This window comes from Gammaproteobacteria bacterium, assembly GCA_029882975.1.
GTDB lineage: Bacteria > Pseudomonadota > Gammaproteobacteria > SZUA-152 > SZUA-152 > JAJDNG01.
The window spans coordinates 194,612-212,922 of the sequence record JAOUJW010000005.1 but is presented as its reverse complement, the minus strand read 5'-3'; the positions used below and the strand labels follow the sequence as shown (position 1 = coordinate 212,922).

At 49.7% G+C, this 18,311-nt stretch carries 2 protein-coding genes; both read left to right on the top strand.

The genetic code is table 11. From position 1 onward, the window contains the following. Positions 1 to 232 precede the first annotated feature (232 nt). Entirely contained in the window at positions 233 to 13,105 is a 12,873-nt protein-coding gene (locus tag OEY58_05955) for a hypothetical protein (protein MDH5324987.1), read from the top strand. 21 nt (positions 13,106 to 13,126) lie between these two features. Next, a complete protein-coding gene (locus OEY58_05950; GenBank protein ID MDH5324986.1) occupies positions 13,127 to 18,241 on the top strand; it encodes an OmpA family protein in 5,115 nt (1,704 codons plus the stop codon). Positions 18,242 to 18,311: the final 70 nt, after the last annotated feature.

Below are 18,311 nucleotides of genomic sequence, written 5' to 3'. Positions count from 1 at the left end.
AAGGACGTACTTGTCAGGATTTGCAGTGCTCGTAAAAAGGGCAGGGCTCTTTATTGCCTTGTTTTTATTGAGCAGCGGTCCTCTGTTCGCCAATCATCAGGATTGTGGCGAAAACACTGCCAATTTTTCACCTTCCGTTGTCCGGTATGATAGCTCCGTCACAGAAAGTTACTGCCTACTATGCGGTATCGGACAAATTAAAATAATCATTACTAATTCCTCAACCGGAAACATGGAAAATTTTACAGTAAACCATGATTTTCGCAATACCGATTTGGAATATATTCCCGGTTCCACCACTTACACAGTTAATGGAGGTGGCGGCGGGCCCGGCGGTAATCCCACGCTGACAGCATCCGGCCGTATACTCACATGGGACGCGGGGGATATTCCCGCTCTGGCGTTGGTACCTCGGTCGCCCAATCACAACTACGATACGGTTGAGATCACATTCCAGGTGAGAAGCCGTTCCGGTACAGAAGAAAATCTCGTCAACGTTACTCGTGATGTCGAAGCCGGCGCAGCATACACTTTTTGTCCGGGAACGGTATGGGAATCCAACGAGCTAAATACGGACCGGATTGTGTTACCGCTGTGGGAACCACAGCCTAGTGTTATTAAGCGTGGCCGTAATGTTGATGCAGGACAAAACAATTACACCGCCACTGTATATGGTAATACCAACGACGATGTAATTTGGCGGATTCGAATCAGAAACTCAGGTCGTGCCGATCTCGAGGATCTGACATTTGATGATTTGATGAGTGGCAGTAATTTTCAAATCAATTTTGCCTGCCCGTCACAGGGTGAAGCCAACGCTATTGCTACCGCGGATGGGGTAGGTCCGGTGGGAAACTGTATTACTGCGTCCAATAACATCAATAATTTTCCTGTGGATGATCCTTTTGGAAATCCCGCCAACGATGAGAATGCGACATTCGTCGACGTCCCCGCCGGGGGGTTTACCGATGTGTTTTTGGTAGGCAAGATACTTAACTCGTGCGACCCCAACAGTAACAATACGGTCCGTAATGTGGAATGGGGTTGCGAGGTGGATAACCCGGATGGAGGTATCAGCCAAACCTCCACAGGCACTACCGCCGGAACATCCACTACCACTTTGAGCTCCCGTGTCAACAATGGGGGACTGAATATCAGTCGCAGTATCAGTGGAACAAACCCGGGGCAACCGGCAGGGAGCAAAGGAGTGGTGACCATCACCATTACCAATAACACCGGTGGTACGGTTAAGAACATTCATCTACGTGATCTGCTACCGCCTGAGTATATCATGGACCCTACTTACGACCCGGCTAACGGCGCCACGATTAATGTGACTCCTGCCTACGGAAATGTATATCCCGGTATGGTGGATCGTATTGTGTGGGCCAATCCCGCAGCCAACACCTTACCCTTAACCAGCACCAATCCAGCAGAACCGCTGGCTAATACGCAACCGGAGTTTGATTTGATCAGTTCCTCGGTCCACCCGGATCATAGCGATCAACGCAATCTCCTACGTCATGGAGATGTTGCAGAGATTCGTTTTGGTGTCGTCATGATTCCTCAACCCGGATATGATCCTTATGACTTGCGGGCTAACTTGGATTTGCGCGAAGAAGTCACGGCGGATCTTACCGATCCCAATAATGCCGCTGCGATTACCAATCGCCTTTGGGTTACCTTTGAGCAGTTTTGTAATCCGGGTATCACCCAACAAGCCTCTTCTTTTCCTTACATTGATGTATTCAATTCGAACCCTGAAGACTTGGATATTGATATAAGCGGCACCGAGCTGATTTTCATTCTAACCAACGATACCAGCACTCCACTGCCACTACAGGTAGCGTTACGAAATCGCGGCGGGCATACAGCGGATGATTTTACGGCCTATGTCACCTTTGGTGCGACCATGGATGTAGTCAGCGCACCGGGGGCTTGCAGCGTGACGACGAACCCCTTGGAAGTCTGGGATGACCCGGCAGATCTACCTGCAAATGCAACGATATACGAATGCCGCAGCAGTGGAGTTGGAAGTATAGCGCCGGGGCAAACACGCAATTTAAATTTTGAGGTAATCAAAAGCAGTGATTCTGCTGACCTGGCCGCCGATGATCTATCTTTTCGTGCCGATGTCATCGGTGAAATTACGTTGGCAGATGGCAGCTTATTGTGGTTTCCAACGCCACAAAACCCCATCGCGAGGATTGATCCCATAGTGAATCGGGCTAATAACTATTCCTTTGATGGTATTCGTGCCCGCGTGATTGGGTTTAATCTTGAAAAAGATTTACTGGGAACCTGCTCGGAAAACAATCCTCCGGCCATATTGCCCGATCGTTTGAATCAAATCGGTGAAGAATGTACTTATAATATCCATACCGGTGGATGGTTCGGATTCCAAACACCGGGGTTCACTTATATCGCCGTACAGGCCATTACGGTAACGGACGAGTTACCAAATGGTCAGGCTTACATTTCTTCCAGTGATCCTTATCTCACCAGCGATCCTGCCATCCTCAGTATTGCCTTGGCGCCCGTGGCGACACCGCCTTTACTGCCTTTGGATGAAGGCTGGTTTACCTGGAGCTTTAATCAAGATACGGTCAACGAGCGCATCACTGTGCGTGATCAATGGTTTGATGTTAATGTCACAACGCGGTTACTGAACGATCCGGTGGACGACCGGTCTGCACCGAATCAACACGCAGCGCTAAGTACAAATGTATTGAATTCGACGTTTCAGGCAGTTTTTTACAATGACGTATTGGGTGCAGAAGAGGTTTTCAACCTGGGTGAAAATACCATTGGTTATCCAAGGGAGTCTCTGCGTCGGGTCGACTTAACTGTGACTGAACCACTGATTGCCATGGTAAAAGAAGTTTGTAACGAAACTTTATACGGTGTTGGTACCAGTTGTAGTAACTTCGTTACTTTGGCGAATGATGGAGATACTCAGGACTCCTACATCTACCGTATCACATTAAGCAATGAAGCCATTGCTTCCGCTGTGGACCGCGCGCCAGCCTACAATATTATCACTACTGACGTGCTGGACCCCAGTGATATGGTGTATGTTCTGCCGTTTGGCAACGATGGCTTGGATAATGATGGTGATGGTCTTATCGATGCTGCGGATACAGATGGTGAAGGCAGCATCAGCGACAATACCGTGCAAAATGGTTTGGCACCCACCATCATCGCCTCCCACACCCACAGTGTGGCCCTACAACGGCTTAATCCCGGCGCATCCATTGTGATGTACTATCGCATAGATCCCGATGATTCGGTAGCACCGGCACAGCAATTGGTGAACAATGTCAGTGCGGTTTATGATTCACTGGAAGGCAATTACGGTAACCAGACGGTGGTGCTGTCCGCCAATAGTACGCTTGGTGGTGCCAGAGTCTATAGCTCAGCGGTGGCATCGGCGACGGTGCAGATCCTTCCTTTGCAGACTTATCCCAAAACGGTTTTGCGATTGTCCAATACAGCACTAAACGGGGTACAACCACAGCCTGTTTCCATTGGTGAAGAAGTGGAATATGAATTACGCGCATCCATACCCGTGGCCAATTTGCAGGACTTCTATATTCGCGATGTATTGCCCGCCGGTTTAAGTTGTGTGGAAGCCCCGGTGGTGAATTTGGATGCGCCCCCATATAGCGATGCCGGGTTTTTCCCCGGTGGGCAGATCACCCCCAGTTGCAATGAAAATCAGGTCTATTGGTACTTTGGTAACCAGGAACTAACCACGGCACCTGATGCACGGTCCCGATTTGATTTTTATGTGCGCTTTATTGCCAGGCTGGATAATAATGCAAGCAATAACGATGGTGGAACGGTTAGCAACGGAATGCCGGCGACATCAACATTGCTACATTACTTGAATGATGCGGGTACTGATGTCAATCTGGATTTTTCCCAGCATGATCTATTGGTTCGCGAACCGAATATTGTTCTGAGTAAAACCTATGAAACCATCAGTGCGGATGCGGGAGATGTGTTGACGGTGACTATAACGGCGCAAAATACCGGTACTGCGACAGCGTACAATTTACGTGTATTGGATGATTTGACCGGTCGTCACCAGACATTTCTTAACAATGTCAGCGGTACCGATCCTCCGGATATTGTTGATACGACCTTGTTTGGTGCGAATCAACCGGTGTTCCGTTGGAATAGGACAAACCCAAACCATGCTATAGCTCCGGGGCAGAGCATCAGTTTTCGATTTGAAGTACTCGTTGACTTGAGTGCTCAACCCTTACAAATACTGGAGAACACGGTACAGGCAGATTGGACCTCATTGCCGGGACAGGATACCGCCCTTAACAGTTCCTCATTGATTGGGGCCAACGGCAGCGCCGACGGGATGAGAATCGGTGCGCTACCAAACGCTGCGAACCCCATTAACGATTACGAAACCTTCGCATCAGCGCAATTCAGTGTACCACCATTGAGTATCACGAAAACCGATGTGGATGCTGCAGATCCGGCACAAATCGGCAGGCACAAACATTTCCAACTTCGTATTAATTTGCCGGAAGGTACTACCCAACAATTGAGTATTAGGGATCAATTGGATGTGACCGGTTTAAGCTACGTTTTGTCACACAACAGTGATTACGCTATCAGCTATACATTTAATGACATCGACTTGATTAACGGACAGACTCCGCAGGAATCCGCTTTATTGGCAGTACCCGCGGACGGTACCACAGGGAATATCGATTGGAACGTGGGCACAGTTACAACTGTGATGGAGGATGACACCGCAACTGCAGCATTGGTGAATCCCTATATACTCATTGACTATTTCGTCCGCATTAATAATGATCTGAATACAAATGTGGGAGATACGCTGCAAAACGCAGCCGGCATTACCTATCGACACGGACAGACCGGCGCTGTACAAAGTGTCGGGGATACGACTGCAGTGGTGACCGTGGTAGAGCCCTTGTTGACCTTGAGCAAAAGCGTAAACCCCACCACACCACTCATTGGCGGAGATACGCCCGTCTACACCTTAACCATTAGCAATGTTGGCAACGCTGTGGCTTATGATGTCAACATTGTTGATACCTTACCACCACAATTACAGTTGGATAACAACTTTACACCCACCGCGTACCTGGACGCCGTACCGATTCCCGGTTTTGTTGCCACGCCAGGCGGGTCGCCATCCGGTCCCTTGATTTGGGGACGGGGTAATGCAGACGAAACCTTGGATATACCTCCGGGTGGCGTACTGTTATTGACTTATCGCGCTGTTGTTACTATAGCTCAACCCAATGCCAGTTTCAGTAACAGTGTATTAGTGGATTGGACATCATTGCAGGGCGATAGCGTTTATGAACGTCATGGTAACGGTTGTCCCGCCATTGTTGCCCCCAACGATTACTGTGTTGGACCGGCTTCGGCTCAAAGTGTTGCCGGTGATAGTAACCGTTTGAGCAAAATGGTGATTGCGGACACTTTTGTCGACGCCGGTAGTTCGGCGACGGATGGCATTGTTCGTGTGGGCGACTTGGTGACCTATCGTCTGGAGTTAAACCTGCAACCGGGGATGACTCGCGCGGTAAGCATCGAAGACATATTACCTCCCGGCATGGCATTTTACGATGTGGTCTCTATTAACGGCGACACGACAGTCGATTACGAATCACCGCTGTTGGGACTCGGTTCCAATTTTGTGTATAACCCCGTTGTCACCACGGCTCTACCGACTATGGGACAAACCGGTAACCTTCAGTTTAATTTGGGGGATGTGTATAACAACCCATTGGGCGACGCGGGGACCGATACCCTGGTGATTGAATACAGGACTCAGGTTATGCCCGATACTCTGGCGCATCAAGCCTCAGTCTCCCTGGATAACCTTGCTACCCTAAATTATCTGGATGCCGCCGGAGTCGCGGTGGTGGATCCGGCTCGTTTACAAAGCGGTGCGTCTATTACTGTATGGCAACCCATCATCCCCACACTGACTAAAGTGGACCGGAGTGGTCGGACCAGTGTGGCCAACGTCAGTCTGGGTTCGGATATTATGAACTTCCGTGTGGAAGCTTGTAATACCACTGGTTTGGCTCCGGCTTACAGTCTCAGTTTCAGTGATACTCTGGCCATGGAACTGGATGAAACCAGTATCTCAGGCCCAATGAACGGTGCAGGACAACCGGATGTGTATCTAAACGGTGCTATGGCAGTGGCAGGTGTTGATTATGTATACACGGCTCCAGTGGTCCGTGGGGGCAGCTTTAATATTCTCACATTGGCTCCCATGCACGCCGGTCAGTGTATTCAAGTGGATTACGATTTGGGTTTTCATACCGATATTGCCTCGAATCAAACTTGGAACAATAGTGTTTTGTTGCAGGAGTACTGGTCATTACCCAATGCGTCCGGGCAGCGCTATGCTCCCGTAGGTCCAGCTACCTTTGCCATGACAAACGGTATGGTAATCATCGATCCTCCGTTGAAAACTCTAGTGCAACCAGCTTCCGGTGAGGCTTCAATCGGTGAGGAAGTGATATATGAAATACGTGTACCGGGTACAGCAGCCAATGCCGTCCTATACGATGTGGTGGTCAGCGATGTGCTGCCTCCATATTTGGAATTTGTGACAGCAATAGAGGTCAGCGGATCCGGTTTCGTGCTGGTCAACAACAGCGTTGCGCCCGGCAATGTCAGCCTGAGCCTGGATACCATTCCGGCCGGCAGTCAAGCCGTGATTCAATTACGCACTCGGGTTGCCAATAACGCCCAGACCAATGCCGGGCAAAGTGTGCTCAATTCGGTATCCTACAGTTATGCATTAAGCAGTGCAGGCCCTGTAGTCAGTGGTGGTACTGCCGGTGCAGCACCGCTCAGGATTATAGAGCCTCTGCTCAGCCTCAGTAAAACGGTAAGCAATGTCACCAATCCCGGCTTGGTCGCTGACGCCGGTGATGTATTACGATTCAGTCTGACCCTGACAGCGTCCGGTGGCGTGGCGGCAGATAACTTCGCCGACGCCTTTGACATCACCGTGCAGGACAATTTAAGCCTGGGATTACAGTATATACCTGGAACCTCTGTAGTAACCGGGGTTTACAACGCCACGGCCAACAGCGTCAGCGATCCCATACTGAACAATGGGGACGGTGTGAATTCCGCACAAACGTTATCCTGGAGTGCACCGGAAAGTAATGCACAGATTCATGTGTCCGAAGGGAGTACGGTCGTTCTAAGCTACGACGTGAAAGTGTTAGATAACGTATTGTCGAGTCAGGTCTTGCTAAACCAAGCGGTCGCGCAATGGAGCAGCCTGCCGGGCGATTCAAATTACGAACGCAATGGCAGTGGGTCACCACCGGAAAACGATTATTTCACCACACCGGCATCGGCGTCCGTATCAGTACCGGCGAACAATATTCAAAAAACTCGACTAACTGACACATACGGCGCTTTAGATAACCAAGTTCGCATCGGGGATGTTGTCGAGTTTGAATTGCGCATACAACTGCACGAGGGTACCAGCCCTGATGTGGTGATTACCGACACCTTACCGCAGGGGCTTGCCTTTGCCGGTGTCGTAAGTATCAATGGAGATACACTGGCTCCATATAGCGCAGCGGCTCCATTGATCCACGATGATGTAGTGGAAGTGCTGCCAATCGGTGACCCACGTGTAGGAGCGACGAGTTTTAGTTTGAATTTTGGAACGGTGCTCAATCCCGGAGACAATATTCTCACTAACAATGAAATAGTTGTTAGTTATCGAGCCCTGGTGTTGGAGGATGTCTTTCCGCATTTACCGTCTATAGCATTAATAAATACAGCGAGCCTGAGTTACACCGACGTTATCGCTACGGCGAGCCACGGTGCGAGTGACACATTAGTTCTGCAACAACCGCTTTTGAATCTGAGTAAAACGGCAGCTCCCAACAATGGCGATACAGTGTTGGATGCCAATGAAGTGGTAACTTACACTGTTAACATAGCAAATAACGGCGCGTCACCCGCCTACGATACCTCGGTTGTAGACATCATCCCGCAAGGAATGCGTGTCAACGGTATTACTACCCTAAGCATGCAACTACTTACCAGCGGCACAGTGCTGCCTGTAATGCAGGCAGTATACGATGACCAAAGCGGAACCGCCACCTGGAACCTGGATGTGGGAGTCAGTGACGCTTACAGTATTCCAGTCGGTGATACGCTGCAAATCATTTATCAGGTACAGGCAGATGCGGATTTAGCGCCTGGATTAACTCTAAATAACCAAGTACGGGCGCAGCGATACTACTCCTTCGATAATGATGCCACCCCTGTATTGGGTAATACTACCGGTGTAGCACAGATCTATGGTCCCAGTAACACCGCAATCGCCGGTTTAAGTACAGCAGCGGCTAATCCACTGGATAAACAAAATACGGTAACCACGGCAGCCGTGGGTGTGCCGTTTAGTTATCGTATCATTGTGCCCGCGAGTCCCATGACCACTGCATTACACGATGTGCGCATATTGGACGACTTAAGTGCTTCCAGTGCGGATATGTCATTTGTCAGCGTCAGCCGCATATCCGGTTCCCAAACCTGGAATCCGGTTAACACAGGTACAGCTGTTAATGTGGTCATCGAGGATGTGAACGGCGGTATCTATATTCCTGCCGGGGAACAAATTGAAATTGAATTAGTTGTGGTCTTGAACAACTCGGCGGTGAATATCAGTGGTTTATTTTTTAACAATACAGCCACATATACCTACAACCGGGTGAATGATGATGTAACCACTCAAGCCAATGGAGCGCCTGATACTACAGCCGATATGCAAATCGTCGGCCCGGATAATCTGACTTTACAAAAAAGCGGTCCGGCGCAAATTCGTGTCGGTGTAGCGGCACAATATCGCTTGGATATTCACAACACCGGTACGGCAACGGCCTGGGATGCCACTGTCACCGACCTGCTGCCCAACCCGGTTCCAGGCGGTATGTGTGACGACACGGCACCGGTAATCGTCAATGCGCAAGTGTTCCAGGCAGATGGAATAACACCCGTCAGCCCGTTGTTGATGGAAAATACAGATTATCGCCTGGAGTGGGTACCCGGTACTCCCGTTTGTCGTTTCAGTTTTATCGCTGTCTCCAGCGCCGCGGCCATTCCTGCAGATCATCGACTGGTCATTCTGTACGACGCTTATTTGGACCAGGACAGTCTGAATAATATCAGTTTGAGTAATATTGCCGGTGTCACGCAGTGGTTCAGTGGTGATACGGATAATGCAATTGTTGGCGGCGGTGCTATGGGACCAATCCGAACCTACAGTCGTGTGATCACGGATGGAACCCCGACCGTGCTGGATCACGAAGATATTTATACCACCATTACAGAAGCGGCCGTCATTGTCTTACAGAAAACTGTTGCTAACGTCAGTACCGGAGAAAATCCGGCGCTGACGGCTTCGCCGGGCGACCGTCTGCGCTATCGGATTAGTGCATACAATCAAAGCACGGTGGCGCTTAATGGGTTTTCCATCCAGGATGAATTGGATCGGCTCAATATACCGGCCGCGTTTGTACCGGGTAGCCTGACCATTGTCAGCGTGCCCACAGGTTCTGACATTTCCAATACTAATTCCATTGGCGGGGCTCAGGGCAGTGGGCTTTTGGATGTGCGTAACCTGTCCTTGGGGGCTATGGGAGAGGTGGACGAATCGTTGATCATTGAGTTTGAAGCGGTCCTGGCACCGGTATTGGAAAGTGCCAGGGTAGTCTTGAACCAAGCACAGTTACTGTATCCCAATTGGCCCATCATACCCAGTGACGACCCCAACGTGAACGGTAGCGATGATCCCAATGTCCTTGGTGATGAAGACCCTACGCCAGTGGCTATTGTTTCCAGCCCCTGGCTGCAAGTGCAAAAGATATCAGATGATATTACCGGCTTAGCGACGGAGTTAATGCCTGGCGATATTTTGCGTTATACCATCACGGTGCGTAATCTGGGCACGGAAAACGCGGTGAATGTAATGATGCGTGACCAGGTACCGGCGAATACGACTTATGTGACGGATTCGACCCGACTCAACGGCATAGCCGTCCCTGATCCCGCAACCGGTGTGTCACCCTTGCAAAGTGGACTGATGATCCATGCTCCCGTGAGCCCAACACCCGGTTACCTACCCGTGGGCGCGGCAACGGATTCCACCTATATGGCCGTGATTCACTTTGACGTACGCATCAATATGGATGCGATCAACGGCAGCATCATTTCCAATCAGGCTTATGTAAACGCTTACGGCGTTGGCAGTGGCCCATTGACAGCGGAGCAACCGTCAGATGATCCCAATACGGCATTGCCCGATGATCCAACCTTGGATGTGGTGGGTAACCTGCCGTTTGTGGATTCACAAAAGACAGTGAGTTTGGTGGTGGACAATGGTGCTCCGGGATTTGTAGACCCTGGTGATGTCTTGCGTTACACCATCATCACCACCAACTATGGGGCGGTACCTGCGACGAACGTAATCCTACGAGATGCTGTACCGCTCAATACGACCTATGTAGCGAACACGGTCACCCTGAACGGGTTACCGGTTGGTCAACCGGACGCTGGTGTGTCGCCGCTTATTGCGGGAGTTGCTCTCAGTTCTTCCGATCTGACGCCGCCGGTACCGGAGGTGGGTTATATCTCTCCGGGTGCCAGTGCCGGAGTAACTTTTGATGTGGAAGTCAACGCCGGAGTCGCACCAGGGACCGTGATCAGCAACCAAGGATTTATCTACAGTCTGGAATTACCGCTGGAACCCACCGATGCCGATGGTATCGACAGCAATGGTGATCAACCCACATTGATTGTAGTAGGAAATGCCCAACAATTATCCATTACCAAACAAGTGAACGTGGTTGGCGGCGGGGTAGCCACAGCGGGTGGTCAATTGGAATACCGGGTTACCGTAACCAATATCGGAGCGGTGCCTGCCGCTAATGTGGTTATCAGCGATAACCTGGATATGCCGTTGGTAGGGCAGAAAACCTATGTAGTAGGTTCGGCTACCCTAAACGGTCAGAGCAGCGGAATCAGTGTAACAGCCGGAACGATTGGCGCAGATTACTGGAATACATACGGATATCTGGCACCGGGGCAAAGCGCCACATTGCGTTTTCTGGTGAACCTAAACCCGACTTTGTCTATGGGCACGCGGGTGACTAACATTGCACGCGTAGATTGGGATATCAACCGTTTTGCCGAAGCGACTGTCTCGGTGGATATTGGTGGTGCTCCGGGACAAGGCGCTCTGAACGGTCAGTTGTGGCACGACAGCAATTTTAATGACGTCGCCGACAGTGGTGAGCGTCCTTTAGAAGCCTGGACCGTGCAAGTGTATTTTCGCGGTACTTTGCTGGCAAGCACCTTGACTGATAGCGGTGGACATTACCGACTGAGTGGGCTTATGCCCAATTATTTGAGTGCGGATCGCTATGAACTACGGTTTGTCGCTCCGGGGGCCGGAGTTAACAGTGCCAAGCTGGGTCTGACCAGTTCCGCTTTCAACGATGGTTTGCAGCATATCCGGGATATTATCGTCGCCTCCGGTAATAACCTACAGGATCTTAATCTGCCCATAGATCCTAACGGCGTGGTTTATGATTCCATTGTCCGCACCCCCATAGCCGGAGCTGTATTGACGCTGGTACATGCTGCCAATGGTCAAGCCGTACCGGCCGCTTGTTTTGACGATCCCGCTCAGCAGGATCAACGCACGCTGGCCGACGGTTACTACAAATTTGATCTAAATTTCAGCCAGGTACAGTGTCCACCTGGTGCCAACTATCTAATTCGCGTGACGCCCCCCAGTGGTTTCAACGCAGGCGAATCCATAGCCATACCGGCTCAGAGCAATACAGTCACGGTGGCATTTGTTTTACCCACTTGTCCGGGAACAGGCCAAGATGCGGTTATGGCTACAGGACAGCACTGTGAGGTTCAGACCTTTGCCACAGCACCGCCACCCAGCATTGCAGCGCGTGCGGTGGGTACGGAATACCACCTGCATTTGACTCTGAGCAACAGCTTAATTCCGGGTCATAGCCAGATTTTTAACAACCATATTCCTCTGGACCCGGAGTTGGAGCAAGCCGTAGCAATCACGAAAGTGAGCTCACGAGTGACAGTATCTCGGGGTGATCTGGTTCCTTACACCATCACCATTACCAATACCTTGCCGGTGACAATGACACAGGTGGTTGTGGAAGACGATTTTCCGGCGGGTTTTAAATATGTCAAAGGTTCGGCGCGTTTGGATGGCGTTGCCGTAGAGCCGCAAGTGAATGGAAATCGACTGAGCTGGGACCTGTCTACCGTGCAGGTGAACGCAAAACACCGAATTCAGTTGTTATTCGCCGTGGGAGGAGCGCTGATAGAGGGGAAATATGTTAACCGTGCCCGTGTAATAAGTAGTTTACTGGCCGATAACATCTCCGAGGAGGCCTCTGCAACGGTTCGGGTTGTACCCGATGCTACTTTAGATTGTTCTGACATAATTGGTAAGGTTTTTGATGACAGCAATCAAAATGGCATTCAGGACGGATCGGAGCCGGGGTTGGCTGGTGTGCGCCTGGCAACGGCCAACGGCTTATTGCTGACTACAGATGCGTACGGCCGTTTTCACATCAGTTGTGCCATGGCGCCGGATGAACGAAGAGGTAGCAATTTCATATTAAAACTGGACGATCGTACCCTTCCCAGCGGATTCCGTATGACCACGGAAAATCCCAGAGTTCAGCGTATTACTCGCGGCAAACTCCATAGTTTCAATTTTGGTGCGTCCTTGTATCGATTAGTGAGTTTGGATGTGGGAGACGGTGTATTTGAACCCAATACAGCCAAAGTGCGGCAGCAATGGGAACCGCGTTTTGACGTGTTGCAGCAACAGTTGTTATTAGGCCCGGCGTTATTGCGGATCAATTACCTGGCGGATGTGGAGTCTGAGGATTTGGTGAGAAAGCGGATCAGATTGATAAAACAGCGAATTTACAAATTTTGGCAAAAAAATAGCACATACAGACTGAAACTGGAAACCAAACTGTATTGGCGTCACGGTGAAGCGATACCGTAAAGCCCTGTGAAAGAATGGAAAATGATGCAAATATTGCATAAAAACAAATGGTTACTTGCACTGCTGTTGATGGTGGGGAACCCTTTGTCGCCAATTTTCGCGCAGGAGTCGCAACAATCCGTGGAAACCGGCGGCCACGGTGTGGAGGAAACCAATCTAATTGGTGAAAACACGGAACAACAACTGGATCCTTCGGGGGAATTCGCTCAATGGCGCAAGAAATTCGCCGACGATGATGGTGAAGTCGAAAAGGGCATACAAAAAGTACTGGAGAAAAAAGTCACCACTAAAAAACTCAAAGGACTGGTTCCTCCCATTCGATTTAAATCCGGCAAGGCTGATATTCCTGAGGAGTTCATCGACAAATTGCGGGAAATTCTCCACAGCATGAAAGACCGTATTAACGTGCGTTTGCATTTCATCGGCCATACGGACAACGTCAAACTGCGCGGTCGTGCTATGGACAAATATAAGGACAATATGGGGCTGTCTCGTGAACGGGCAGGAACCACCGCGGAATACTTTCAACGGGCTCTCGGGTTACCACCGGAAGCCATATCCTATGAGGGATTGGGCGAGACCAAACCCGTTGCGGACAATAGTACTGCTGCCGGTAAAGCGCAAAATCGTCGAGTGGAAGTTCAAGTGTGGTACGACGAAGTGGAAGAGGTCAGTGTGGACCGTGAGGTGGAACTGGATCAGAAAATCAAACGGATTCAAGTATGTCGAGTGGAAACCGTCTGTAAGATTCGCTACAAAGTAGGGCATTCCAAACGAGCCAAACTTAAAAATCTGGTACAACCGTTTCCTTATGAGGCCGACGAGTTCACTATTCCGGAGCAATATGTAAAGCAATTACGCCAGGCTCTGCACAATCTTCGCGACAAAGAAAACGTGAAAATGCGTTTTATTGCGCACACGGACAATGTTCCTTTAATGGGACGAGAAGCACGCATATATGGTGATCATGTAGGCTTATCCAAGTCCCGAGCAAGGCGTTTTGCTGTGGCAGTGCAGGAAGTCATGAAATTGCCCTCCAGCGCAGTGGACAGTGATGGTAAAGGTACCGGTGCCCCTATTGCATCAAATAACTCCGAACGCGGCCGAGCCTTAAACCGGCGTATCGAAGTGGAATTCTGGCACGACGATCCATTGGAAGAACTTCCGGATGAACCCCAAATCTGTCCCGAAGCCGATGCTGCTGAAACGGTGGAACGAATCTACAATCCTCCGGAAGGAGAAATTAAAGCTGTAGTGTTTGAAAAAGGTCAGCCGGTGTTTCCTGTGGGTTACACTCGGCGTCTAGCCCGCGCCATGGAAGATATAAAAGATAAAGGTAATGTACGCTTACGCTTTATCGGCTACATCAGCAATGAACGTTTAGACCGACGTACGGCTATGGTGTATGGAGACGATATAGGCTTATCCACAGCCCGGGCGCGACGAGTCATGGATTCGGTAAAACAAGAAATGCAACTCAAGGACAAGCAGGCGGAGTTTGAAGGCCGAGGTTATGTGCAGTCCAGTGATGTTGCCAACACCGGCTTCGTGGAAATGGAAGAGTCGCGGGTGGAGGTCCGGATTGTCTATGATGAGTTGGCGTATTTGGATGACAGTGAAGGGCTGGAAATTAAACGCCTGACACGTGCAGTACAGCCCAAGAATCCCTATGAATTGAACCTGATGCGTATCTCAGTTGACGGACAACCGATTAACGATCCCAACAAAAATATCCCTGACGTGCAACGTTGTACCGATGTCGCACTGGATAAAGCAAAAATCCAGTTTAAGTTTGACAACCTGTCCGTTAAACCGCGACTCAATGTTACCGCTTGGCCCAACGTAATATCTTTGCTGGATAAAGCCGCCACTGAGATACGGGAGAACCAGGTCGATTTTGCGCTCTACAGTAACTATCCCTCGTTTATTACGTCTGCAGAAGTACGCATCTTTTACTCTTCGCAATCTGTTGGAGATACTCCGGCCTATATCGTACCTTTGGACACGGATGGTAGAGGTTTTTGGCGATTGAATCCGGAAGATTTGTTGAATCGCTATAGCACACCCGGTATTACCCTCAAATACGTGCTTAGGGTATACAACAAGGACAAGCAGTTTGACGAAACGGCAGAACAGAGTATCCGCGTCGTCGATAAACTGCAAACCGATATCAGTGTGGTGGATAAACAAGAACAAATGCTGTTGGGATACGGTGAAAATCGTCTGGCCCGTAACAATATCCCTTTACAGGGTGCCAGTGTCTGGGCTCGCGGACAACACATTCCACCCGGACACAAGGTATGGTTTGCTGGAAACGAAATTCCGGTCAGTCAGGATGGCCAATTTATCAGCGAGCTGATATTGCCACAAGGCCTCCACAGTGTCGAAGTTGCAGTGACTGATGGCAATGGTAATGGTGATGTGTATCTGCGTGAAGTGCAGTTAGGTCAGAAGGATTGGTTTTACGTGGGTATTGCCGATGTGACCCTATCTCGTGACCAAACCAACGGTCCGGCAGCTTTGGCGACGGGCGATCAATCTCATTACGACAATGATCTCAGTGTAGACGGTCGTTTGGCATTTTATACCCGAGGGCGTTTCCAAAACGGCTGGAGTTTAAAAGCCAGTGCCGATACCCGTGAAGGTCCACTGGAAGACTTGTTTAACAACTTTATGAACAAGTCACCCGATTCCGTGTTTCGCCGTATCAACCCTGATTACTACTACCCCACCTACGGTGACGATAGCAGCGTAGAAGAAGACGCGCCGACCTCCGGTAAATTTTATACCAAGCTGTACAAAAACAAAGATCACGTGCTGTGGGGCAATTTCAGTATAGATTACACCGATAACAATTTAGCGCATGTGGATAGACGCCTGTATGGATTTAATACTCACTTCGAGTCCGATTCCACTACTTCATTCGGTGAACGACGTTACAGCTGGGATGTGTTTGCCGCTCAACCGGGAACGGTGGCGGGTCGAGATGAGTTTCGTGGCACGGGAGGTTCTTTATACTTTCTGCAACATCAGGATCTCATGAGCGGATCTGAGCGGGCGCGCATTGAAGTGCGTGATGCTCTGTCCGGAATGGTGCTGAGTGTAAAAAATCTCGCCTATGGTCTGGATTATACCGTTGACTACATTCAAGGTCGGGTTATGCTGAATCAAGCGCTGTCACCTTCCAGTGACAATGGGATGTTGATAGATACGGGAGATTTTAGCGGTAGCCACCAATATTTAATCGTGCGCTATGAGTACACTCCCGGGTTTGACGATATGAATGATCTGGCAATGGGGGGGAGGGCGCATTACTGGATGGGTGACACCTTGAAACTGGGTATAACGGCCGATAAGAACGACATCAGTGCATCTAAAAGTACGCTGAATGCGATGGACGTTATGTTTCGCATGAGTCCGGGAACCTGGATTAAGTACGAATATTCCATTAGCAAGGGCGCCGTGGCCACTGCCGCTTTGTCGGCCGATGGTGGTTTTGATTTTCAAAGCGTAAACAACAACGGATTTAGCGACAGTGCGAATGGCCAGCGACTGGATGCCGCTGTTCGAGTGCAAGAGTTTATCCCTGGCTTAGAGGGTAGTTTAAATTACTATCGACAAGACTTGGAAGCCGGGTATGCGGCACCCGGTATTATTACCAACAAAAGCACAATACAAACAGGTGGTAGTCTGGAGCTGCCATTTGATGCGTACACAAAAATTAAAGTGAAATCTGATGCCAAAGTACAGAAAGACGGCCTGGAAACCCGTGCCTCGGAATTAAACCTGGATCGCAAGATAGACGCTTACTGGAATATGTCGTTTGCCGTGCGAGCCGATGAACGCAGCGACAATTCACCGGTTGTTCCAGCGACTCAAAAAGAAGGGAAACGCAATGATGCTGCCTTAAAACTCGGGTTTGACTCCAATGCCAATTGGTCTGCGTACGGTTACTATCAGGAAACCTTGCAAATCATCGGTACACGCGAACGTAATACGCGCGTGGGTGTGGGCGGTGATTATCGCAGCGGCGATCGCTTGACGTTTAACAGTGAACTGTCCACCGGACATTTGGGGCATGGTGCCACATTAGGTGCCGATTACAAAATGACGGATACCACAAATATCTATAGCAGTTATACGCTGGAGAACGAGCGCAGTGACAACGGAGTTCGGGCTCGTAAAGGCAACATGGCCTCAGGTTTCAAAACCCGCTACTCGGATAGTAGCAGTATCTATCTTGAAGAAAAATACAGCCACGGCGATACGCCTACCGGCTTAACCCATTCCATGGGGTTTGATCTGGCACCCACCGACAGCTGGAACTTTGGTGCCAGTCTGGATAGCGGCAAATTGCGTGATAGCAACACCGGAGCCGAGATAGAACGCAATGCAATGGGCCTAAGCCTGGGATACAAAATGGATTTGATCACCTATGCCGGTGCCATAGAATATCGTCGTGACGAAACCCAACAACCCAATCTTAGTTTGAGCACCCGAACTACCTGGTTGGCTAAAAACAGCTTTAAATACACGATGAGCGCGGATTGGAATTTTCTGGGTAAACTAAATTACTCTTTCAGCGAAAGCTCAATGGGAGAATTTTATGACGGAAATTTCACCGAAGCGGTTTTTGGATACGCTTACCGACCGGTGGCCGGCAGTGGTCTGAATGCACTGTTCAAGTTCACCCACTTTTACAATGTTCCGGCGACTGATCAAGTCACTATTAATAATACTGCGGCTGAATATATTCAAAAAAGTGACATCCTCTCCTTGGACTTTTCCTATGATCTGAGTCGAAGCTTGGGAATTGGTGCCAAGTATGCATACCGTTATGGACAAATCAGTCAGGATCGGGTTAATCCCGTATTTTTTCGAAGTGATGCGGCACTATATATACTGCGTCTGGACTGGCACCTTACGCATAGTTGGGATGCCCTGCTGGAAGAGCGTCTATTGGAGTTACCCCAAGTGGGTGACCGACGTCACGGCATATTAGCGGGGCTGTACCGACATGTGAACGAATTTGTAAAACTGGGTGTGGGTTACAACTTTACGGACTTCTCCGATGATCTGACGGATCTGGATTTCGACAGTCAAGGATTCTTTATCAATATTGTAGGTAAATTTTAATGTGGCTATGCACAGACTTGGTGCAAAAAATGTTAACAAACTGTTGGATACCAGCTCAAAAAACCCGCAT